Annotated in this window: 21 protein-coding genes and 3 pseudogenes; 7 read left to right on the top strand and 17 right to left on the bottom strand. The window is 69.4% G+C overall.

What is annotated here, in order from left to right:
- Positions 1-32 precede the first annotated feature (32 nt).
- Positions 33-425 carry a helix-turn-helix domain-containing protein gene (locus PBV52_RS02440; protein ID WP_274236593.1) on the top strand — a complete coding sequence of 131 codons (393 nt, stop codon included), beginning with the start codon at positions 33-35 and terminating at the stop codon, positions 423-425.
- Here PBV52_RS02440 and PBV52_RS02435 read toward each other — a convergent pair.
- The 10 genes and pseudogenes from PBV52_RS02435 to PBV52_RS02390 all read right to left on the bottom strand — a co-directional run bounded on the left by PBV52_RS02435 (position 379) and on the right by PBV52_RS02390 (position 9,421).
- Positions 379-1,638, bottom strand: coding sequence for an NAD(P)/FAD-dependent oxidoreductase (locus PBV52_RS02435; protein WP_274236592.1), 1,260 nt, complete (start codon positions 1,636-1,638; stop codon positions 379-381). The genes PBV52_RS02440 and PBV52_RS02435 overlap by 47 nt on opposite strands.
- A gap of 36 nt (positions 1,639-1,674) precedes the next feature.
- Positions 1,675-2,088, bottom strand: a complete 414-nt coding sequence (locus tag PBV52_RS02430; RefSeq protein WP_274236591.1) for a CoA-transferase — start codon at positions 2,086-2,088, stop codon at positions 1,675-1,677.
- Positions 2,088-2,868, bottom strand: a pseudogene (locus PBV52_RS02425) (CoA transferase subunit A). Before PBV52_RS02425 ends, PBV52_RS02430 begins: the two are co-directional and overlap by 1 nt.
- A 32-nt stretch (positions 2,869-2,900) precedes the next feature.
- On the bottom strand, positions 2,901-3,119 hold the full coding sequence (locus PBV52_RS02420) for a hypothetical protein (protein ID WP_274236590.1): 219 nt from the start codon (positions 3,117-3,119) through the stop codon (positions 2,901-2,903).
- Between the two features lie 5 nt (positions 3,120-3,124).
- On the bottom strand, positions 3,125-4,090 hold the full coding sequence (locus tag PBV52_RS02415; RefSeq protein ID WP_274236589.1) for a fumarylacetoacetate hydrolase family protein: 966 nt from the start codon (positions 4,088-4,090) through the stop codon (positions 3,125-3,127).
- Positions 4,091-4,182: 92 nt separating this feature from the next.
- Positions 4,183-5,121 (bottom strand): VOC family protein, encoded by a 939-nt coding sequence (locus tag PBV52_RS02410; protein ID WP_274236588.1) that lies wholly within the window; start codon positions 5,119-5,121, stop codon positions 4,183-4,185.
- A 24-nt stretch (positions 5,122-5,145) separates the two neighbouring features.
- Positions 5,146-6,192 carry an amidohydrolase family protein gene (locus tag PBV52_RS02405; protein WP_274236587.1) on the bottom strand — a complete coding sequence of 349 codons (1,047 nt, stop codon included), beginning with the start codon at positions 6,190-6,192 and terminating at the stop codon, positions 5,146-5,148.
- Positions 6,189-7,328, bottom strand: coding sequence for an FAD-dependent oxidoreductase (locus tag PBV52_RS02400; RefSeq protein ID WP_274236586.1), 1,140 nt, complete (start codon positions 7,326-7,328; stop codon positions 6,189-6,191). The genes PBV52_RS02405 and PBV52_RS02400 overlap by 4 nt, the downstream gene beginning before the upstream one ends.
- A 114-nt stretch (positions 7,329-7,442) precedes the next feature.
- On the bottom strand, positions 7,443-8,414 hold the full coding sequence (locus PBV52_RS02395) for a cyclase family protein (protein ID WP_274236584.1): 972 nt from the start codon (positions 8,412-8,414) through the stop codon (positions 7,443-7,445).
- Entirely contained in the window at positions 8,411-9,421 is a 1,011-nt protein-coding gene (locus PBV52_RS02390; RefSeq protein WP_373922002.1) for a fumarylacetoacetate hydrolase family protein, read from the bottom strand. The genes PBV52_RS02395 and PBV52_RS02390 overlap by 4 nt, the downstream gene beginning before the upstream one ends.
- A 123-nt stretch (positions 9,422-9,544) precedes the next feature.
- On the opposite strand from PBV52_RS02390, the gene PBV52_RS02385 reads away from it, so the two are divergent.
- On the top strand, positions 9,545-10,480 hold the full coding sequence (locus PBV52_RS02385; RefSeq protein WP_274236582.1) for a LysR family transcriptional regulator: 936 nt from the start codon (positions 9,545-9,547) through the stop codon (positions 10,478-10,480).
- 155 nt (positions 10,481-10,635) lie between these two features.
- Here the strand turns inward: PBV52_RS02385 and PBV52_RS02380 are convergent, their stop codons facing one another.
- Positions 10,636-11,094, bottom strand: a complete 459-nt coding sequence (locus PBV52_RS02380) for a substrate-binding domain-containing protein (protein ID WP_373922001.1) — start codon at positions 11,092-11,094, stop codon at positions 10,636-10,638.
- An 82-nt stretch (positions 11,095-11,176) separates the two neighbouring features.
- Here PBV52_RS02380 and PBV52_RS02375 point away from each other — a divergent pair, with 82 nt between their 5' ends.
- Positions 11,177-11,587, top strand: coding sequence for a cellulase family glycosylhydrolase (locus PBV52_RS02375; protein WP_274236580.1), 411 nt, complete (start codon positions 11,177-11,179; stop codon positions 11,585-11,587).
- Between the two features lie 658 nt (positions 11,588-12,245).
- A complete protein-coding gene (locus tag PBV52_RS02370; RefSeq protein ID WP_274250009.1) occupies positions 12,246-12,449 on the top strand; it encodes a hypothetical protein in 204 nt (67 codons plus the stop codon).
- Here the strand turns inward: PBV52_RS02370 and PBV52_RS02365 are convergent.
- Positions 12,383-12,962: pseudogene (locus PBV52_RS02365) on the bottom strand (IS110 family transposase); the annotation flags it as partial. The gene PBV52_RS02370 and the pseudogene PBV52_RS02365 sit on opposite strands and share 67 nt — an antisense overlap.
- Before the next feature lie 215 nt (positions 12,963-13,177).
- Between PBV52_RS02365 and PBV52_RS02360 the strand changes: the two are divergent.
- Positions 13,178-13,751, top strand: a pseudogene (locus PBV52_RS02360) (transposase family protein).
- A gap of 50 nt (positions 13,752-13,801) precedes the next feature.
- Here PBV52_RS02360 and PBV52_RS02355 read toward each other — a convergent pair.
- Together PBV52_RS02355 and PBV52_RS02350 are read right to left on the bottom strand one after the other, a co-directional pair.
- On the bottom strand, positions 13,802-14,437 hold the full coding sequence (locus tag PBV52_RS02355; protein WP_274236579.1) for a response regulator transcription factor: 636 nt from the start codon (positions 14,435-14,437) through the stop codon (positions 13,802-13,804).
- Between the two features lie 18 nt (positions 14,438-14,455).
- A complete protein-coding gene (locus tag PBV52_RS02350; protein ID WP_274236578.1) occupies positions 14,456-15,703 on the bottom strand; it encodes a sensor histidine kinase in 1,248 nt (415 codons plus the stop codon).
- Between the two features lie 216 nt (positions 15,704-15,919).
- Here PBV52_RS02350 and PBV52_RS02345 point away from each other — a divergent pair, with 216 nt between their 5' ends.
- Both PBV52_RS02345 and PBV52_RS02340 read left to right on the top strand, forming a co-directional pair.
- A complete protein-coding gene (locus PBV52_RS02345; protein ID WP_274236577.1) occupies positions 15,920-16,123 on the top strand; it encodes a hypothetical protein in 204 nt (67 codons plus the stop codon).
- Between the two features lie 26 nt (positions 16,124-16,149).
- Positions 16,150-17,823, top strand: a complete 1,674-nt coding sequence (locus PBV52_RS02340) for a molybdopterin-dependent oxidoreductase (protein ID WP_274236576.1) — start codon at positions 16,150-16,152, stop codon at positions 17,821-17,823.
- Positions 17,824-18,248: 425 nt separating this feature from the next.
- Here PBV52_RS02340 and PBV52_RS02335 read toward each other — a convergent pair whose 3' ends face one another.
- From PBV52_RS02335 to PBV52_RS02325, 3 genes are read right to left on the bottom strand one after another with little or no spacing between them, the layout of a single operon-like run.
- Positions 18,249-18,872, bottom strand: a complete 624-nt coding sequence (locus PBV52_RS02335; RefSeq protein ID WP_274236575.1) for a hypothetical protein — start codon at positions 18,870-18,872, stop codon at positions 18,249-18,251.
- Positions 18,776-20,029, bottom strand: a complete 1,254-nt coding sequence (locus PBV52_RS02330; RefSeq protein ID WP_373922000.1) for a DNA cytosine methyltransferase — start codon at positions 20,027-20,029, stop codon at positions 18,776-18,778. The genes PBV52_RS02335 and PBV52_RS02330 overlap by 97 nt, the downstream gene beginning before the upstream one ends.
- Before the next feature lie 17 nt (positions 20,030-20,046).
- Complete coding sequence (locus tag PBV52_RS02325) at positions 20,047-20,391, bottom strand: hypothetical protein (protein ID WP_274236574.1); 345 nt, start codon at positions 20,389-20,391, stop codon at positions 20,047-20,049.
- Positions 20,392-20,457 lie beyond the last annotated feature (66 nt).

Raw genomic sequence — 20,457 nt, 5'->3', positions numbered from 1 at the left:
CCTCCTGGAGCCACGGGGGTAGGCAACGGGGCTTGTCCCTTGCGGAGTTGGCCGGGCAGGCGAGGCTGGCGAAGCAGGCGCTCTCGAATCTGGTGCAGGGCGCGGGCAGTCCCATGGTGGACACACTGTTCTCGATCGCCGTGGTGCTCGGCGTACCCGCGACCCGGCTGGTGGCCGAGTTGTCGGCGGCGATCCCGGTCTGCGCTCGGCCACCTCCGAGCGGATCCCAGCGATGCGTTGACCGACGGTCGTGGAGCGTAGGGGAGGTTGTTCTCGACTTCCCGATGAACGCTTGGCGTTCTGTGCCGGGGCGTGCGTCGGGCGGCCTGCTGTTCTGGGCAGCGTCAGCCCCACCGGGCGCGGCCCCAGCCACGTGGTTCAGGAAGCGGTGTCGTGTGTCTCGCCGAGGCCGAGGAGCGCGGTGAAGCGGGCTTCGGCCCGGTCGATCTCACCGAGCTGAGAGAGGATCGATAGGGGGGTGGAGTCACCGACCACCTTCTGCATCAGCGGGGTGCGGTCCAGGATCGCGTCCCGGATCGGTTGCAGAGCGCGCGGCGCGTGATGGAAGACCTGCCCGAGGGCGTAGGCGTGCTTGGACTGCCGGGCGGTGTGCGGCTTGCGGGGGGCCTCGAAGGCGTCGAGTGCCTGGCGGACAGCGGCGTAGTCGCCCAGGTCCACCCCTGCCAGTCGGCGGCCGATGAAATAGCCGTCCTCGGTGGCCATACCGGCGCCGTACCCGGCATACGGGGAGGTGGGATGAGCGGCGTCGCCGACAAGGGTGGCGCGGCCCTTGGACCACTGCTTCAGCGGCTTGCGGTCGCGGATCACCCAGCGCTGAACGAGTGCGGGGTCGGTCGCGGCGATCAGCTGGGGGAGCGGACGGGCGAAGGCCTGACCGAGGCTGGTCGCGGTCGAGTGCGGGTCCCCGGTGAATTCCCGGCTTGCGTCGAACGCTTCGAGTACCCACCACTGGTGGCCGTCACGTCCCTTGTCGCGGATGGCGGTCCAACTGCCCTGCACCGTGCGGGTGTGGGAGAGGACGCACATCCCGGGCTCGGTCTCGACGCTGTCGTCGAAGGTGTAGCCGCCGAAGATGTGCAGGTTGTGCTCGCGCTTGGGGCTGTCGCCCCACAGAGTGCGGCGGACCAGGGAATCGATGCCGTCCGCGCCGATCACGAGGTCCGCCTCGTGGACTCGTCCGTCCGCGAGGTGCAGTCGAACACCGCTCTCGTCCTGCTCGACGCGCTCCACCGTGTGGTTGACCTGCAGGACTCCCTTGGGCAGCGCGTCGAGCAGCCGCTCGTACAACTCGGGGCGCAGCAGGCCGACGAAGCCGCCGCCGTAGTCGCGGACCACCTGCTCCGGAAGGGCCGCGCGGACCCGGCGGCGGCCGCGGGCGTTGCGGAACTCGGACGTACAGGGCGCACCCAGGTCCTCGGTGTTCACTCCGAGGAGCCCGAGCGCTTTGATGGGGGGCGGCCACAGGTTGAGGATGTTGCCGGCGGGTCTGGCGTGCGGGTAGCGCTCGAACAGTACGACGTCGTGGCCGGCCTGATGGACAGACAGTGCGGCGGCCATGCCACCGGGTCCGGCACCGATCACGGCGACGCGGCCGCGTTTGGCGGGAAGTTTCTTCATGGTGGGTTCCTCAGCCTTGGTCGTCGTTGACCTGCCTCAAGCGGCGGTGTGCAGATTCGCGGCGGTGGCGGCGGTGATGACGCGGTGGACGCAGGCCTGGCCCGTGAGGGGCAGGGTGCGCTCGTCGAGGATCTTGGGGCTGCCGTCCTTGGCGGTGTGATCCATGAGGACGATGACGCGGCGGGCGCCGTGGACGAGGTCCATGGCACCGCCCATGCCCTTGATCATCTTTCCGGGGATCATCCAGTTGGCGAGGTCGCCGGTCGCGGAGACCTGCATGGCACCGAGCACGGCGGTGTCGATGTGGCCGCCGCGGATCATTCCGGCGTTGATGAGGTCGGGGTCGACGTCGCGTTCACTGGGGTAGGGCCCGGTGCCGAGGTTGACGTAGGAGCCGTCGGTGAGTTCGGCGGCGGCACGGACGGCCATCTGGTCGCGGGTCCAGGACATCAGCTGTGCACCGTCTCTCGTGCCTGGGGCGCGGAAATCGAACGCCGTTCGATCGGTTTGTCGGCGGCCTGCGCGGGCGTGAGGGCGAGGACCCGCTGGACGAAGACGCCGGGCAGATGAATCGCGTCGGGGGCAGCTCGCCGGGCTCCACGAGTTCCTCGACCTCGGCGATCGTGATGCGGCCGGCCATGGCGGCCAGGGGGTTGAAGTTGGCGGCGGCCTTGTTGAAGACCAGGTTGCCGTGAGTGTCGCCGCGCCAGGCGCGGACGAGCGCGAAGTCGGTGGTGATGCCGTGTTCGAGGACATGCGCGCGGCCGCCGAAGGAGCGCTTCTCCTTTGCGGGGAAGCGAGGGCGATGCTGCCGTCCGCCGCGTAACGCCAGGGCAGGCCGCCGTCAGCGACCTGTGTGCCCACGCCTGCCGGTGTGTAGAAGGCCGGGATGCCGGCCCCGCCGGCCCGTAGCCGCTCGGCCAGGGTGCCTTGAGGTACGAGTTCGGCCTCCAGCTCGCCGCTGAGGTACTGGCGGGCGAGCTCCTTGTTCTCGCCCATGTAACTGCCGGTCACGCGGCTGATGCGGCCGTCGGCGAGCAGGAGGCCGAGTCCCTGGCCGTCTACGCCGCAGTTGTTGGAGACGACCTTCAGGCTGGTGGCGCCCTGGGCGTGCAGGGCGTCGATGAGGGCGGCCGGTATGCCGGACAGGCCGAAGCCGCCAACGGCGAGTGAGGCCCCGTCGGAGATGTCGGCGACCGCCTCGGCGTCGCTCGCGCTGACATTGTTCACGTGCGGGTCCTCTCGGCCGGAGGTCGGTCGGGTCAAACGGGGGAGCCGGGCAGCACCGTCGACCAGTCGCCGACGAGACCGGCGCAGGTGATGTACGAGGTCGCCTCGGTGGCGAGGAGGACGACGGCGTTGAGTAGTACCTCGTCAGGGAGCCCGGCCCGGCGGAGTGGGATGTGGCGGCGCCTCGACCGTGCCCTGCCGCGCGCGTTCCCGGTGACGACGACCTTGTCGGCCGGCCCGCTCTCCGCCACGCGGTTCACGGACGCGTTCGCGGGCGCGTACGGGCGCGAGGGAGGGCCACCGGTTGGGCACCGGGTACCACGGTGTTGGAGACGGTGCCGATGCCCTCGACGGTGAGGGTGACGGTGTCGCCGGGCTTGAGCGGCGGCGGGTCCTGGCGGCCGCGTACGCCCCAGAGTTCGGCGAGGCAGCCGCCGTTGCCGCAGGTGCCGGAGCCGAGTACGTCGCCGGGGCGTACCCAGGTGCCGCGGGAGGCGTAGGCGGTCATCTCCTCGAAGGTCCAGCTCATGTTGGACAGCAGGTCCTTGCCGACGACCTCGCCGTTGATCTCGGCGGTCAGCGCCAGCCGCAGGAATCCGTCGCTGTCGCGGTAGGGCTCCAGCTCGTCGGCGGTGACGAGGTAGGGGCCGAGGGTGGTGGCCGTGTCCTTGCCCTTGCAGGGGCCGAGGCTGACCTGCATCTCGCGGGACTGGAGGTCGCGGGCGGACCAGTCGTTGTAGATGGTGTAGCCGATGATGTGGTCGCGGGCCTGCTCGGGGGTGAGGTCGCGGCCCTCGCGGCCGATGACCGCGGCGACTTCGAGTTCGAAGTCCAGTGCCTGGCTGCCGGGCGGCACGGGGATGTCGTCGTGAGCGCCGATGACCGCGTAGGGGTTGGTGAAGTAGAAGGTGGGCGCGTCGTACCAGGCGTCGGGGGCGCCCGGGATTCCGTCGATGCTGCGTCGTACACCCTCGACGTGCTCCTCGAACGTGACGAAGTCGCGTACGGACGGCGGTTGGAGCGGCGGCAGCAATCGCACCTGGGAGACGTGCGGGCCGCGCGGCACGTCCAGGCTGGCGTTGCCCGCCTCGCGCAGTGCCTCGGGACCGGCCTGGATCAGGTCGAGAAGCGTCCCCGTTCCGGGGCAGGGGTAGAGGGTGCCGTCGTCCTCGACGGTGGCGAGACGGCTGCGGCCGTGCTGTTCGTACGTGGCGAAACGCATGGCATTCCTAGGGAGCTGGGTGGGTTGACACAGGCCGGGGGCCCGGCGGCACAGCAGGCGGGGGAGTACGCCGAGCCCCCGGAGTCAAGGGGTCAGACCGGCGGAGCGACGAAGACGCCGCGGTCGACGTCGTTGTGCATCTCCTTGGCGATCATCTCGTTCATCGGGTTGGACGTGCCCCACTGGTCGGCGTTCTCGGGCTTCGTCAGGTCGTAGATGTGCGGGTGCCAGGTGTCCTCGTCCAGCTTTTCGAGCTCGGTGGTGTACTCCACGGTGTTGCCGTGCGGGTCGAGGAAGTACGTGAAGGTGTTGTCGCCCGCCATGTGCCGCCCGGGGCCCCAGATCTTGCGGGCGCCGGAGCGCATCACGCGGCCGGAGCCGCGCATGTACTCGTCGATGCCGCGCATCTCGAAGGAGAGGTGCTGCAGGGAGGTGTGCGGACCACTGGCAATGGCCATGGAGTGGTGCTGGTTGCTGATCCGCATGAAGTGCATGACGTCATTCATGTGCGGAATGTTCATGGTGTCGGACAGCCGGAAGTCGAGGTGCTGCTCGTACCAGGTGCGGGTGGCGTTGATGTCGGGGGAGTTCAGGACGACGTGCGAGAGGCGGACGGGGATGGACTCCTTCTCCTCGACACGACGGTGCCGGCGCGCCTCGACGTCGGCCGAGACCTCGATGGTGCGGCCGTCGATGTCGAAGAAGCGGAAGCCGTAGCCGCCGCCGGGGGTGTCGACCTTGCCCGGCTGGGAGATCAACTGCACTCCACCCGCGAGGAGTTGCTCGGCGAGCGTGTCCACGTCGGCCGGGTTCGCCGCGCCGTAGGAGATGAGGTCGAGACGCTTCTCCTCGGCCTTGCGGAGCCGGACGATGTACTGCTCGGGGGAGCCCTCGGCGGCCAGGAAGGAGATGCCGGAGTCCTCGGCGACCTTGGTCAGGCCCCAGACGCCGGCGTAGAAGTCGAGCTGCTTGTCATAGTCCGGCACGGCGAGGTCGACGTGCCGCAGGTGGGTGAGCAGACGTGTGCTCATGGTGGGGGTTCTCCTCTGTGCAGTTCAGACGGTTTGGACGGTTCGGACAAGGCGGAGCAGCGCTGCAGCGTTGCCGCCGCGTACGGCGTGGAAGTGGGGGGCGGGCAGGTCCGTGACGTCGCGCAGCGCGCCGAGCGGGTCGTCGGTGCCCATGTCGAAGGGGAAGTCGGAGCCGAGCAGCACCCGGTCGGGGCCGGCCACCCGGATCAGCTCGCGCAGGACGTCCGGGTCGTGGACAAGGGAATCGAAGTACAGCTGCTTGAGGTAGCTGCTGGGCGGGTGCACGCAGCCGCGGGTGTCGGTGCGGGCGAGCCAGGCGTGGTCGGAGCGGCCGATGTGGGTGGGCAGATAGCCGCCGCCGTGGGCGGCGACGATGCGCAACCCCGGGTGCCGGTCCAGGACTCCGGAGAAGATCAGATGGGACAGGGCGACGGCGTTCTCGGTCGGCTGGCCGACGGTGTTGGACAGGTACCACCGGTTGAGGCGCTCGTCGAGCGTGCAGCCGAAGGGGTGCAGGAAGAGGATCGCGCCGGTTTCCTCGGCCCGTGTCCAGAACGGTTCGTACGCGGGGTCCGACAGTTCGCGTCCCGGCGCGTGGCTGGAGATCTCGACACCGCGCAGGCCCAGGCCGAGGGCGTGCTCAAGGGCTTCGACGGCGAGGTCCGGGTGCTGGAGCGGGACGAGGCCGAGGCCGTGCAGCCGCTGCGGGGCCTGGGCGATGTGCGCGGCGGTGCCCTCGTTGGCCAGTTCCCACACCGTACGGGCCAGGTCCTCGTCGGCCCAGTAGTGATAGTGCGACGGAGACGGCGAGACCAGCTGGACATCGACCCCGGAGGCGTCCATCGCGGCGAGCCGGGCCTTGACGTCGGTCAGCTTCGGGAAGCGGTCCTGGAACATGGGGCCGCTGACGGCGATGGCCTCGGGGCCGTTGCGGCGGGCGTCGAGATCGCGGGCCGCGGCCAGCCCGGGGTGTCCGGCGACGGCGTCCTCGACCGGCGGGAGCAGGACGTGCGCGTGGACGTCGATCGTGGGTGCGATGGTCTGAGGACTCACGGGGTTCACGGAGTTCACGGCGTCTCCTGAAGGACTGCCATCGTGCGGCCCATCAGGCCGGGTGCGTCGGCGTCACGGGCGCCGTCCATCTGCCACTGACCGAGTTGCACGGATGCCTCGACCACCATGCGGACACGGCCGATCCGGCGTTCGTAGAAGCCGGTCAGGAGAGCGTCCAGGGAACCCCAGTCCTGCTCCGCGGTCAGCATCTCCGCCAGTACGGAGGCGTCCTCCAGCGACATGGCCGCGCCCTGGGCGAGCGTGGGAGGACAGACGTGGGCCGCGTCACCGATCAGGACGACCCGCCCGCGGTGCCAGGAGCCCTCGACGAGCAGCCGCTCGAACCAGGTGTAGTTGACCTTGGCGGGGTCGGTGATGCTCGCGGCGATCTCCGGCCACGCACCCCCGTAGGGCGCGGCCAGCCGCCGCATCTCGTCCGCGTACGAGGCCGGGTCGATGGAGGCGCGGTCGCGGTTGGCCTCGACGAGGTAGGCGTAGATGGTGTCCTTGCTGGTGGGGCAGTAGCCGGCGATGTAGCACGGTCCGCCGTAGGACAGGTCCTTGCGCTTCACGCCCTCGGGGCGGGGCGCGGGGACGCGCCAGATGGCCATGCCGGTCGGTTCGGGCTTGTCGCTGATGCCGATCATCGCGCGCGTGCGGGAGCCGACGCCGTCGGCGGCGATGACAAGGTCGTAGCGGCCCTCGGTGCCGTCGCTGAACCGGGCGGTGACGCCGGACGCGTCCTGGATCAGCTCCTCGGCGGTGGTGCCGAGGCGTACCGTCGCGCCGCTCTCGAGAACGGCCTCACACAGGATCTCCTGGAGCCGGGGTCGCTGCATGCCGAAGATCGAGGGCAGGTCGTCCCCACCGGTGCGGAAGTCCTGCTGGACGTGGAACACGGTCCCGTCGGGCGCGGCCATGCCGACGGCGTCGACGGCGTAACCGCTCTCCCGGACCTTGTCCCACACGCCGACTTCGCGCAGCACGCGCAGCGCGTTGCCCTGGAGGGTGATGCCGGAGCCGAGCACGTTCCAGTCGGGTTTGGCCTCGATCAGTTCCACAGCGATGCCCGCCCGCTGCAGCAGCACGGTCACGGCGTTGCCGGACGCGCCGCCGCCTATGACGAGGACGGTGCGGGGGCGGGGGTCGTTCATGGCTTCTCCCTGAGATGGTGCCGCGCGACTTCGAACGGCAAGGGGGATGTTGCGGGTCGGGCGGGCGAGGGTGGCGTAGCCGTCCGGGCGCGGCCCGCCCGGCACTCCAGGGCGTTACTTGACGGCGACGGGATTCACCGGTGAGCCGACAGACCCGGTGATGGGCAGGGGCGCGGCGGTGAGCCAGAACTCGTACCGGCCGTCGGCGGCGCAATGTGCGGCGAGGGCGTCGAGGTCCCACATCTCCCCGATGAGCAGACCGATGTGGGGGATGGCGACCTGGTGCAGCGGCTGGAAGGCGTGGTCGAACTCGTTGGGCCGCACCTCGAAGCCCCAGGTGTCGGTGGCGATCCCGGCGATCTCGCTCCGGTGCAGCCAGCCGGCCGTACTGAAGCTCAGCCCCGGCGCCGGTCCGCCCGCGTAGTCGCCCCAGCCTTCGTGACGGGCGCGGGCCAGCCGCCCCGTGCGCACGAGGACCAGGTCGCCACGACCGACGGTCACACCATGCGAGGCAGCGGTTGCCGTCAGGTGCTCCTCGGTGATGGCGAAGCCGTCGGGCAGTTCGCCGTCGTGGCCGATGACCAGGCCCACGTCGAGGAGGACCCCTCGCCCGGCGACGTGCGGTGCCATGTGCTCGATGCCGGTGACCAGGTCGCCTTCGGAGGTGACGACCTTCTCCGCCGGGCGGCCGTTCCACGCCGTGCCGTGGTCGAAGATGTGCCCGAGCCCGTCCCATTGCGTGGAGCACTGCAAGGGCATGGCGATCACGTCGTCGGCGCCACCGAAACCGTGCGGAAAGCCCTGGCCGCCCAGAGCGGCGTCGGTGCCGGTGGCGAGCATCGTGTGCACCGGGTTCGTACGCCGCCGCCAGCCCTTCTGCGGGCCGTCCATGTCGAAGGCCTGTGACAAGGAGAAGCTGACGCCGTCGCGGATCAGGGCCGCTCCCTCGCGACGCTTGGCCTCGTCGAGGAAGTTGAGCGTGCCGAGCACGTCGTCCTCGCCCCAGCGGCCCCAGTTCGAGTACGCCTTCGCGGCCTCGGCGATCGCCTCCTCGGGATCCGTACGGTCGATACGGTCGGCGCTCATCGGTCCTCCTCCGCGACACAGCGGGTGCGTTGGGCGCCGAGCCCGGTGACCGAGCCGTCCATCACGTCGCCGTCGCGCAGCAGCCGGCCCCAGTGGATGCCGTTGCCGGCCGGGCTGCCGGTGAGGACCAGGTCGCCGGGGACCAGTTGGGCGGTCTGGGAGATGTACGAGACCAACCGTGCGACGCCGAAGATCATGTCCTTGGTGGACTCGTCCTGCATGGTCTCGCCGTTGAGTTTCAGGGTGACCTGCAGGTCGGAGGGGTCCGCGATGGAGCCGGCCGGGACGATCCACGGGCCGAGCGGGGTGAAGCCGGGGGCGTTCTTGCTGCGCAGCCAGTCGGTGCCGATCGGGGGCATGTCCCGGCGGAAGACGGTCGCGCGGTCGGTGAGGTCGTTGGCGATGGTGTAGCCCGCGACGTACTCCAGCGCCTCGTCCACGGTGACCCGGTAGGCGGGGCGGGAGATCACCGCGGCCAGTTCCAGTTCCCAGTCGGGCTTCTCGGCCCAGGCGGGCAGCACCACGTCGTCGTAGGGACCAATGATCGTGGTCGGCAGACCGATGAAGACGTACGGGAGGTCCTCGGCGGCCCGCTTGTCCATGACCGCCGCGACCTCGGCGCGGGCCTCCTCGACGGTGCGCGGGTCGTCCGGGGCGCGGTGCGCGACCGCCAGGTCGATCACATGCTGCCGGTAGTTGGCGCCGGACTGGAAGATCTGCCGGGGCTCGACGGGCGCGTGCACCGTCATCTCCGCCAGCGGCCGCCAGCCGCGCGTCGGGTCCCCGGCGAGGGTGCGCAGGCGTGGCAGCTCCTCGTCCCAGCGCTCCAGGAGCGTGAGCGTGGTCAGCGCGGGTTCGTCCAGTGCCGTGCACAGGTCGAGCGCTCGGCCCTCCGGCGTCACGAGGCTCGGGAACCTGGTCCCGTCCGGTGCCGAAAGAGTGCCGATGGCGAACGGTCCGGAGAAGGGGATGAAGGGTGCCGACGTGGCTGCGGATGTCACGGAGATTTCCTCCCGATTGCGGTGCCACTAATCTGGCCCAGTAGATTTCAATCAGGGAAATCGATTTCCTGTATATGAGAATCCAGCCGGTGAATACCGATGGGGCCGGCTCCGGAATTGGGATGCTTCGTGAACTTGGCCAGCCTGGACCTCAACCTCGTCGTTGCCCTGCGCGCCCTCCTGCAGGAGCGCAACGTCACCAGGGCCGGCCAGCGCATCGGGCTCAGTCAACCCGCGATGAGCGCGGCCCTGGCCCGGCTGCGCCGCCACTTCGACGACGACCTGCTCGCGCGGGTGGGCGGAGGGTACGAACTGACCGCCCTCGGGCGGGCCCTCCTCGACCGGACCACCACCGCATGCGACCTGCTGGAGCGCGTCTTCGCCAGTCAGGCCGAATTCAACCCCTCCCGCGAGGAACATGAGTTCACGCTGATCGCCTCGGACTACGCGGTTGCCGTCTTCGGCACCGAACTCGCCCGCACCATCCAAGCCGAGGCGCCGGGCATCCGACTCAGGTTCAAACAGGTACCGAACGAAATCATCGACGACACCGGGTCGCTGCTCAGCACTGTGGACGGGCTACTGCTGCCCCACGGCATCATTCGCGGCTTCCCCATGGTCGAGCTCTACCAGGACAGCTGGGTCTTCCTCGTCGCGGACGACAACCCGGAGGTCGGCGAGCAGCTCACCCTCGACGACCTGGCCCGACTGCCATGGGTGACGTACCAACGAGCCTACGACGCCCCCGCCGCCCGCCAGATCGCCATGCTCGGCATCGAGCCGCGCGTGGCGGTCTCCGTCGACAGTTTCCAGCTGATGCCACTCCTGGTCGCGGGCACCCGCCGGGTAGCTCTCCTTCAAAGGCGTCTCGCCGACGAGCTGGACGGACTCGCACACGTCCGCATCATGGAACCGCCCTATGACACCGTGCCGATCCAGCAGGCCCTGTGGTGGCATCCGGTCCACATGCACGACGCGGCGCACATGTGGCTGCGGGAGACGACGGCCCGGGTCGCCGAGATGATGGAGGCCGGTCGACCTGCGATTTCCCGTCCGCCGGAATGAAGGTGGGGCCATGCCCTGCACAGGCAGATGACACTGCCAGGCCGCAGCCGACGCCGGACGGACGGCCGCCGCGTGGACCCGGTTTGAATAGTTGCTGCGGCTCTGGCGGGAAAGGTTCGCCTGCCGTTCCTGTACCGCTGGTTCCGGCTCCGCCGTCAGGGAGGAGGACCGCTGCTGCCCCGCACAACCAGTTCGGGCTGCAGTGCGACCAGGGTTCCAGTTCTCGGCCGGCCCTCGATCTGGGCGACAAGGAGTTCCAGCGCGCGACGCCCGGCCTCGCCGAAGTCCTGCCGCACCGTGGTCAACGGGGGCCACACGGATTCGGCCTCGGGGATGTCGTCGTAGCCGACCAGGCTGACGTCGCCCGGCACGTCGCGGCCCGCCTCGCGCAGGGCACGCAGTACGCCGAGGGCCATCTGGTCGTTGGCGGCGAAGACGGCGGTGACACCGGGCATGTCGGCCAGTCGCCGCCCTTGTTCATAGCCCGACCGTGCACTCCAATCGCCCCGTAGCAGGTGCGGTGGCGTTCGGTCGCCGGCGGCCAGGGCTTCTCGCCAGGCGCGTTCGCGGGCTCGGGCCGATGGCTGGCCGGTCGGACCTGCGACGTGCCACATGGTGTCAAGGCCGAGAGCTAGCAGGTGCTCCGTGGCCTGGCGTGCTCCTGTCGTCTGTTCGAGTCCGATCAAGCAGAGGATCATGATCTCCGTGCACTACTACGATCCGTGGGACTTCGCCGGTACGGAATGCGGGACCATCACGCAGTGGGGCCCGACTGCGACCAACCCGTCAAAGACGTCCACCTGGGGGCAGGACTATCTGGACGCGCAGTTGAAGAAAATGCATGACAGATTCGTCACGAAAGGATACCCGGTAGTCATCGGTGAATACGGAGCGATCGACAAGTCGTCGTTCGACTCGGCGAACAACGGATACCGTGCTGACTTTGCGCACACCATCGCGGCCACAGCCAAGAAGTACGGGGAAGTCAGCCTCTACTGGGACAACGGTGTGAACGGACAGTACGGGTTCGGTCTGTTCGACCGACGTTCCTCCACCGTGACCCAACCGGGCATCGTCAGCGCCATCATGAGCGGCGTTGGGCAGTGACAGCGGCCCGGGCCTGCCGTCCGGAACGTAAAAGATCAAAAACTCGACGGCAGGCACGTACCTCGACTCCGATGCGAACGGCGCAGTCGTCCCTGCCGCCGCATCGAACCAGGATGACCAGGCGCGGATCGTCGCCCACACCGCGTCTGGAGTCAGGACTCGCCGGCACAAGGCCCGCGTGAGACCTCCTCCCGCTCATCCATAGTCAAAACACTGAGCCGGGCGGCTTCCCTATCTGCCTTGGGCTGTTGAGGGAGGTGTTCGAAGTCTCAACTCATCGGCACAGGAGCCAATGCCAGGGGGAACCTGCCCACGTCAAGTGGGTTGGCAGTATTGGTGGTTGAGCCGGACGACGCAACGGGACCTCTGATAGCCAGGAGTGATCCGTCAAGATCAATCCGAGCGCCGAGGTCACAGCCGCGTACGCCCGGATCACGCTACCGGCACTGGCGCAACTGTGGCCTTCGACGGCTGCAGCTCGATCAAGGTGCCCGACGTGGAACGCAACCGCGGCTGGTTCGGCCGGGCCAGGGTTCACCTGGGCTGGGCGGGCTGTCCCACGCTGCGGTTGATGGCGTTGGTGGAGATGGGCAGCCGCGGCCTGCTCGGAGCGGCGTTTGGCCCCTAGTTCCACGGGGAGGCCCGCTATGCGCGGCAGTTGATGCACCTGCTCGGCCCGGAGACGCTGGTGTTGGCCGACCGCGGCTTCGACAACGGCAAGCTGCTGGCCCAGTTCGCCCGCACCGGCGCCCAGTTCCTGGCCAGCTTCACCATCGCCCTGGAAGCGGCCCGCGACCAGGTCGTGGCGGCCGGGGTCTGGTACTCGGTCAGCATGACGACCGGCCCTTTGGCCGCCGAGTAGTCGAAAGCTCGCTCCAGAGCAGGGCAGATGCCCACCAGGGCATCGCGCAGGCGGTTGATCAGTCGTACCCGGTCGGCGATCAGGTCGGCTCGATGCGCGGTCAGCAACTGGAGATCAGCCACGGTCTCGTTCGGCAGGGTTCAGGGGTGTGAAATCCCGGCGCATACGCGCGGTGTCGGCGATGACCAAGGCGTCCTTCGCGTCGGTCTTCCCTTCGCCGCGGTAGGCCCCGGACATTCGGTTGACCGTGCGTCCAGGCACGTACACCACGCTTTGGCCGTTGGCGATCAGCAGTGCAAGCAGCAGCGTTGAGGCCCGGCCGCAGATGTCCACCGCCCACCGCACCTCGTTGGCCATCTCGCAGGCTGTCACGATCAGGGCCAGGATCTCGTCCTCACCGTTGACGACCTTCCTTGAGAAGACTTTCTCTCCTGCGGCGTTGACTCCGACAGCCCAGTGATGGACCTTGCCGGCGTCGATGCCGACCCAGACGTGCTCATGACGTTCCGTCACCGTCGTGGCTCCGTTCCTCAGGAAGCAGCACCCTCTGGGTCCGGGAACACTCCGCCGCCAGGCCCTTGACCAGCGATGACCGCAGTTCTCAATCAGCAGCCGGAGCGTCCCGGAGAACCGGGCAGCCACTCCCTCAGAGCGATCAATGGCAGGTCACCATCAGCTGCACCCAGTCCTCCCGGACCACGACCATTCTTAAGGGGTCACCATGCTGATTGATCGTCACCGGCGAGAGTGACCGCCGTGCCAAGCTCCCGCCGCATCAGCGGGCGCCGGTCGTTCTGGTGTACCTCCGCAAGCGCGACCACTTCGCGCAGATCGCGGCGGGCTTAGGTATCTCGGTCGGCACCGCCCACGCCTACCCGACCGCGGTGATCAGCCTGCTCGCCGACCGTGCACCGGGCCTGCTCCCACAAGCACCGTCGGCATGGCGTCAACGTGCAACCGGTGACCGATCCGGATGGCCGGACGCTGTGAGTTTCACCCGCGCTGCCCGGCCGCACGCATGACCTGACCGCGGCCCGTACCCATCGGATCATCCGGATCTGTGAACGCCAGGGCATCCCGGTCCTCGCCGACCGCGCCTACACGGGAGCCGGCCCGTGGGTGGCGACACCCCTCAGACGCCCACCGGGCCGTGGCCTCACGGCCACCCGACAAGCCGTCAACCGCGCGCTGTCCGCGGCACGGACGCCGGTCGAGCGTGGCGTCGCACAACTGAAGTCATGGCGGATCTCCCACACAGCCCGATGCAGCCCGAATCGAATGTCGCGTCAATCTGCGGGTTGAATCCAAGGGGCGCGAGTCGCCAAACGTACGCAATGGCCGGCATGCGGAGGTCACCGTTGTGGTGAAGTGAGGACGCCGCGCGACAGAGCGACGGTGACGGCTGCGGTGCGGTCGTTGACACCCAGTTTGACGAACGTTCGCAGCAGGTGCGTCTTCACCGTCGCTTCGCCGATGTACAGCTGCCGACCGATCTCGCTGTTGGACAGACCCCGCGCGACGAGGCCGAGTACCTGAACTTCGCGTGGGGTCAGCTGCTCCCCGGCCGGCGCCTGAAGGTGAGTCACCAGCCGGGCGGCCACCGGCGGGGCGAGGACGGTTTCACCGCGGGCTGCCGCCCGGATCGCGTCGGTCAGGGTACCGATCGGGGTGTCCTTGAGCAGGTAACCGGTGGCGCCGGCCTCGATCGCCGGCAGGATGTCGGCGTCACCTTCGTAGGTGGTCAGCATGAGCACGCGAATGCCGGGGTGCTCCTGACGGATGCGCGCCGTTGCGGTGGCGCCATCGGTACCCGGCATCCGCAGGTCCATCAGGACGACGTCCGGGCGCGTCGCGGAGGCAAGGACGATCGCCTCGTCGCCGGAACCGGCCTCGCCGACGACCCGCAGGTCGTCGTAGGCCTCGAGCATGCCGCGGAGGCCGAAGCGTACGACGGGATGGTCATCGACAATCAGGATGTGGACAGTCATCGAGCCGGTTCCGCCCGCTCAGTGGTCGGGTGTGGAGCTGAGATCAAGTACAGGCTGCAGGCTACGCGCCGCCTGCTCGGCCGGGGGCGGCGGCAGCTCGACCCGCACCGTGGTGCCCTGGCCGGGAGCCGATCGCACCGTGCAGGTTCCGCCGAAGCTGGAGGCGCGGGTGCGCATGCCGAGCAGGCCGTATCCACCCCGGACGGTGGCCGGGTCGAAGCCCTGGCCGTCATCGGTCACGGCCAGCGCCATGAGGCCGGAATCGTGGCGTAGCTCGATCCGCACCGTCGTGGCGGCGGCGTGCTTGGCGACGTTGGCCAGGGCCTCCTGCGCGGTGCGCAGCAGGGCGATGTCGGTGCCGGTAGATGTGCTGGACCGCTCGCCGACGATCGAGACCTCGACGCGCGTACCCGTGTCGCGAGTATGCCGGGCGGCGAGCCGGTCCAGCGCATCCGCGAGCCCGCGGCCGGTCAGGTCGACCGGGGCCGATGCGGCGATCAGCGAGCGTGCCTCCGCGAGGTTCTCGCGGGCGGTCTTCTCCAGGATGTCGAGCTGTCCGTCGGCGGCCGTCGGATCACGGAGCAGGGTCGTCCGTGCTACCTGAGCGAGCATGAGGATGCTGGTGAAGCCCTGTGCCAGGGTGTCGTGGATCTCGGCGGCCAGGCGTTCACGTTCGGCATGGACGCCCGCCTCGTGGCCCGCGCGCTCCAGTGCGGCCCGCGTCCGGGTCAGTTCCTCGATCAACGCGGCCCGCTTGCGGTTCTGCTCGCGGATGCCGGTCAGATAGGCGCCCAGGAGGATCGTCACGGTCATGGGTACCAGAACGGTCACCCCGACCATCGCCAGCGTGTAGCGGCTGACTCCGGCCCGCGCCACCATGGCCCAGGCGAGTTCGGCGTAGAGGATCAACAACAGCGGTAGGCGTACCCGCCACCTCGCGACCATCACGAACAGCTGTGGGCAGAGCGCGAACAGCAGTGCGCCGGCGATCGGGGCGATGGCGAGCAGGAGCGGGAACGCGACCGCCAGGACGGCGAAATAGGCCGCACCCCAACGCTCGTCGCGGTTCTCCATGGCCCGCGGAGCGACCAGGGCGTAGCAGGCGACGATGACAGCGAGCGTACTGAGGGCCAGCAGGCGTTGTCCGAGCGCCACGGAGACGTCGGCCGCTATGGCGACGGCAAGAGGTATCGCGACGGCGCCGACGAGGACATGCCATCCGACGCGGTAGCGGTGTCCGAAGTCGACGGTGCTGCGCACTGCCACGCCCTGCCCACTTTCGCCCACGGAGATGGGCCGCCAGTTTACGGACGCCCACGTCCACAGTGCCCGACTCGGTGCCGAGGAGCGTCCACGCACCGGTGGAGCCGTGCGTACGTCGATCGGTTGACAACGAGGTCCAACCAAGCGTTGTCGCCGCCGCGCCTCAGAACCGTCACGCTCGTTGTCGAGAACTTCGGCTCCACACCTGGAGGTACCCCCATGAAGAAGAACTGGTTCGTCCTCGGCCTGGGCGCACTGCTGGCCTTTATCGGCGTGGGCTGGACGTTGCAGGGACTCGACGTCATGAAGGGCTCGGCGATGAGCGGCGTGACGCTGTGGGCGGTCGTCGGGCCGGTCGTGGCGATCGTCGGTCTGGTCGTGCTGGGTGTCGGCTTCGCCCGGCTACGCCGGGTGAGCCGATAGGCGCCGATCAGATGTCCGGTCTCGACATGGAGACTCAGAAGACAGATCGGCCGGCACCGGGAAGACCGACCAAGCAGTGGTACGGCGAACTTGCCGGCGTCGCGGCCACCGCACTCGCCCTGGGCCTCGGTGAGCTGGTGGCAGCCGCGACGGGCGGGCCCTCAGCGCCCCTCGTGGCGGTGGGTGGCGTCGCCGTGGACGCCGCGCCGACCCCGGTCAAGGAGTTCGCCGTCGCGGTGTTCTACACGTACGACAAGCTGGCGCTGCAGGCGGGAATCGTCCTGGTGCTGGCGGTGTTCGCCGCGTTCATCGGTGTACTGGCCATGCGCCGGCTCTGGTACGGGCTGGCCGGCGTCGCTGTGTTCGGGATGATCGGCGTACTCGCGTCAGCCACCCGGCCCAGCGCCACGTGGGCGTACCCGCTGCCGACAGTGGCCGGTGCACTGGCCGCTGCCGGCCTTCTGGTGCTGCTGCGCCGCACCCTGCCGCGCCGTGCTGCGGTATCGGCGCAGGACCTGGGGGACGACACCGGCCCGGACACGGACGTGTCGGCGGAGGGAACCCACACCCCCGTGCAGGGAGCCGGTTCACCGTCGTCGGATGCCGGCATCTCGGTGCTGGACAGCGCGGGACAGCCACCGGGCCGACGACGGTTTCTCGCGCTGGCGGTCGGGGCGATCGGCGCGGCCGCGGTGGCCGTACCGGGCGGACGCCGGCTCTGGGCACAGAGTGTGGCCGCGGCCCGGGCCGCGGTGGTTCTCCCGTCGCCGTCGAGCCCGGCAGCGCCCTTGCCGGCCAAGGTCTCCGTCGGCGTGCCCGGAGTGGAGCCGTTCGTGACCAGGACCGCGGACTTCTACCGGATCGACACCGCTTTGACGGTGCCACAGATGGAACCGAAGGACTGGCGGCTGAGGATTCATGGCCGGGTGAAACGGCCGCTGACGCTGACGTACGAGCAATTGCTGGCACGGCCGATGGTGGAGCGCTACATCACGCTGGCGTGTGTGTCCAACGAGGTCGGTGGCGAGTTGGTCGGTAACGCGCGGTGGTTGGGGGTACCGATCAAGGATCTGCTGGATGAAGTCGAGCCGGATGACAGGGCGGATCAGGTGGTGAGCCGTTCCGTGGACGGCTACACGGCCGGTACACCGACGGCGGCATTGCGTGACGGGCGGGACGCGTTGCTGGCGGTCGGGATGAACGGGGAACCACTGCCGGTCGAGCACGGATTTCCGGTCCGGATGGTGGTGCCCGGGCTGTACGGATACGTATCGGCGACGAAGTGGTTGACGGAGCTGGAGCTGAGTCGTTTCTCGGACTTCAGCGCCTATTGGGTACGGCGGGACTACGCGGCGCTGGCTCCGGTGAAGACACAGTCGCGGATCGACACACCGGCCGCGGGCAAGCGTCTGGAGCAAGGTCCGGTGATGGTGGCCGGGGTGGCGTGGGCGCAGCATCGTGGGGTGTCCGCGGTGGAGGTCCGCGTGGACGACGGACCATGGCAGCAGGCACAGCTCGCGGCGGTGCCGTCGGTGGACACATGGCGGCAGTGGAGCTGGCCGTGGCAGGCGACGCCCGGCGAGCATCGGCTGCAAGTACGCGCCATCGACAACACCGGCCAGGTGCAGACAGGACAGGTGCACGAGCCGTTGCCCGACGGGGCGACCGGCCGGCACACGATCAAGGTCACGGTTGCCTGAGCATGTCCCGCCGGGCGGGGGTTCCCGCCTAAAAGACTCGAATCTTCGGATGATCTTGAGGTCGGACAACCGCGCGCTACCAGCACGAGTAGGAGATCCACAGCGGCTCGCGAGCCTGCCCCCCGACCTGGTCGGCACGAGTACGAGCGCGAGGTGCCACTGCCCGAGCACACCTGGCAGGAGGCTGGCTGGTGCCTCACGTTCGAGGCGATCCCTCGCACTCCCGGCCAGCGAGGTGACCCGTCGAGCAGGACAATCGGCATCTACCCGCGATGTGGTTGGACGACGAATCGAGCCGTGTGCTCGAGGCGGTCAAGAGGAAGGGAGGGAAGTGCGGCGATCTCGCCGTCGAGCCGGGCCGGGCGCTCGCGCAGGCAGAGGAGGCGCCCGCCTGCGCGTCGTGGTCCGGCGGCCCCGGCCCTCCGTCACATACCGATCCGCGCCGCGATGACCGGTGCCAGCCGGTCCGCGATGACGCGGTGCCCCTGGTCGTTGGGGTGGACCGAGTCCGTCAGGTCGCCCGAACCCAGCCAGCCGGTGGTGTCGACGAAGGAGACCCGGGAGTCGCCGCCGTCGACGGCGGCCTTGACCGCCGCCTGGGTCTGCGGGACGTACCGGCCGCGGAAGGTTCCATGGCCGCGCGGATACGGTCGCGTTCGTCGGGTGCGAGGCTCATGCGGTGCCGTCCTGGAGGGTGGCGCGGGTGCGGTGGTGGGCGTCGGCGAGGTCGCGCAGCCGGGTGGCGTTGCTGCGCAGACGCTCGCCCAGCGGGCCGGGCACATGGCCTGCCTGCTGGTCGAGCGCGGTGGCGCGGCGTGCAGGGCATGGGTGGCCTTCTGGGCCCAGTACGGCTCCTCGTGGTCGATCCGGGCGAGGACCATGGTGCGTTCGTCGAGGGAGTCGAAGCCGTGGGCGGCCAGGAGGGCCTGGGCGGTGCCGTAGTGGCTGCCAGTCAGGCGTGCGAGGACTGCGGTGGGGTGGGCGGGATGGACGTCGAGGAAGACCTGGGCGTCGAGGCGGACGACGGCGTCGGGAGGAATGCCGGGCATGGCAGGCGGGCTCGTTTCGGTCCGGGCCCGGCCGGCAGATGGCCAGGCCCGATCGTGGGGTCATCGGTGGGTGCGCGGGCTGAGTAGTGCGGACTGGGGTGGCGGGCGGGTCGCGCGGGGCGGTTGCCCGCGGCGTACCGGCTGGCTTTCGGCGGGCGCGGGCGCGGGCGGGGGGCAGTGGCGCGCATCCAGCGGGTGCGCAGCGAGTTGAGGTCGGCGAGGGCGCGGCGGCTGCCGGTGACGAGCTGGTGGGGGGTGTTGGCCAGGTCGTCGGTGTAGGCGGTGATCCGTGCGGCGACCGTCTGGGCGCGGGCGAGGAGAGCGCGCCCAAGGATCTTCTCGCCCCAGTACTCGGGGGAGCCGGCGGGCGTGGAGACCAGGTCCATCAGGGCTTTGGGGGTGAGGGTGCCAGTGAGTAGGCCGCGGGGCTGGGCCTCGCCGAGAACGGTGATGGGGTCGACCATGTCGCCGCGGTGGACCAGCGTGGTGATGGACTGCCAGAGCGCGGCGTGCAGCGACAGCAGGAAGTCCGCCTCGGTCAGCCACCGCATCTGGCGGACCTCCGCCGGGTAGGCGGTGGCGGTCGCGAGGAGGAGGCGCTCTTCGGCGAGGTCTTCCTCCTTGCTGGCCGTCCGCTTCCTCGTCTGGGGGACGCCGTAGTCTGCGGCGTTGAGGATGCCGGTCCATGCAGAGAATCCCCAGGCCCGCAGGATCGCCGCGTACTGCCGCCACAGGGGCAGGACGTCGGGGACTTCCTCCATGAGGACCCACTCCGGCTCGCCCACCGTGTTGAGGGCGTGCAGGTAGCGCATGGGCTCGGCGGCGAGGAGGGAGCGTGGGTCCGCGCACGCGCCGAGCAACTGCTCGCGGGTGTCGCGTCCGGCGGCGAGGTCGGCGACGGCCTGGTGGACGAGGGGCTGGTCAACCAGGCCCAGGCGCTTGCCCGCCATGCTCCATGCCTGACAGGGAGGAGAGGCGATCAGCCCGAGGATCCGGCCCGAGAAGATCCACGCCGGATAGACGGCGACATCGGTCCGGATCGTCAACTGACCGGCCCGGGCACGGGTCTTGCAGGCCCACTCGTCCCATTCCAGGCCGACATCCCGCGCGCCGAGGACGGTGAGAGCATGGCTCCAGCCGCCAGGGCCGGCGAACAGGTCGAGGATGATCCGCCTCAGGAAACCAGCCCGAAGTCGTCCTGCATGGGCTCGGATTCACCCCGGCAGGCCCAGGGAGAACAGCCGTCGGCCACACTGTTCTCCAGTTCCTCGGTTGCGGCGGCCGGGTCGTCGAGCTCCTGCTGGCGCGCTGCCCATTCGGCGGCCGTGACGTGGTCGATGGGTGCCTGGGCGAGCGGGACGCGGGAGCGGTGCAGGAATGCCTGGCTGAGCAGCCGGTTCTCGGATGCGGTGGCGCGGGCGTTTCCCTGGCGGATGGCCGCGTCGTGCAGCGCGTCCGTGCCGGGCGTGTAGGAGATGTCGCGTACGCGCGCCTTGAGGGCTTCGAAGTCGTATGCCAACTGCCGTGGTTGAAGGACGTGTTCGTTCAGGTCGAGTGGAGGCGTGGGGATGGATGGCTCCTGTGC

The sequence above is a fragment of the Streptomyces sp. T12 genome (assembly GCF_028736035.1).
Classification (GTDB): domain Bacteria; phylum Actinomycetota; class Actinomycetes; order Streptomycetales; family Streptomycetaceae; genus Streptomyces.
This window is presented reverse-complemented; position numbering and strand designations above follow the sequence as displayed.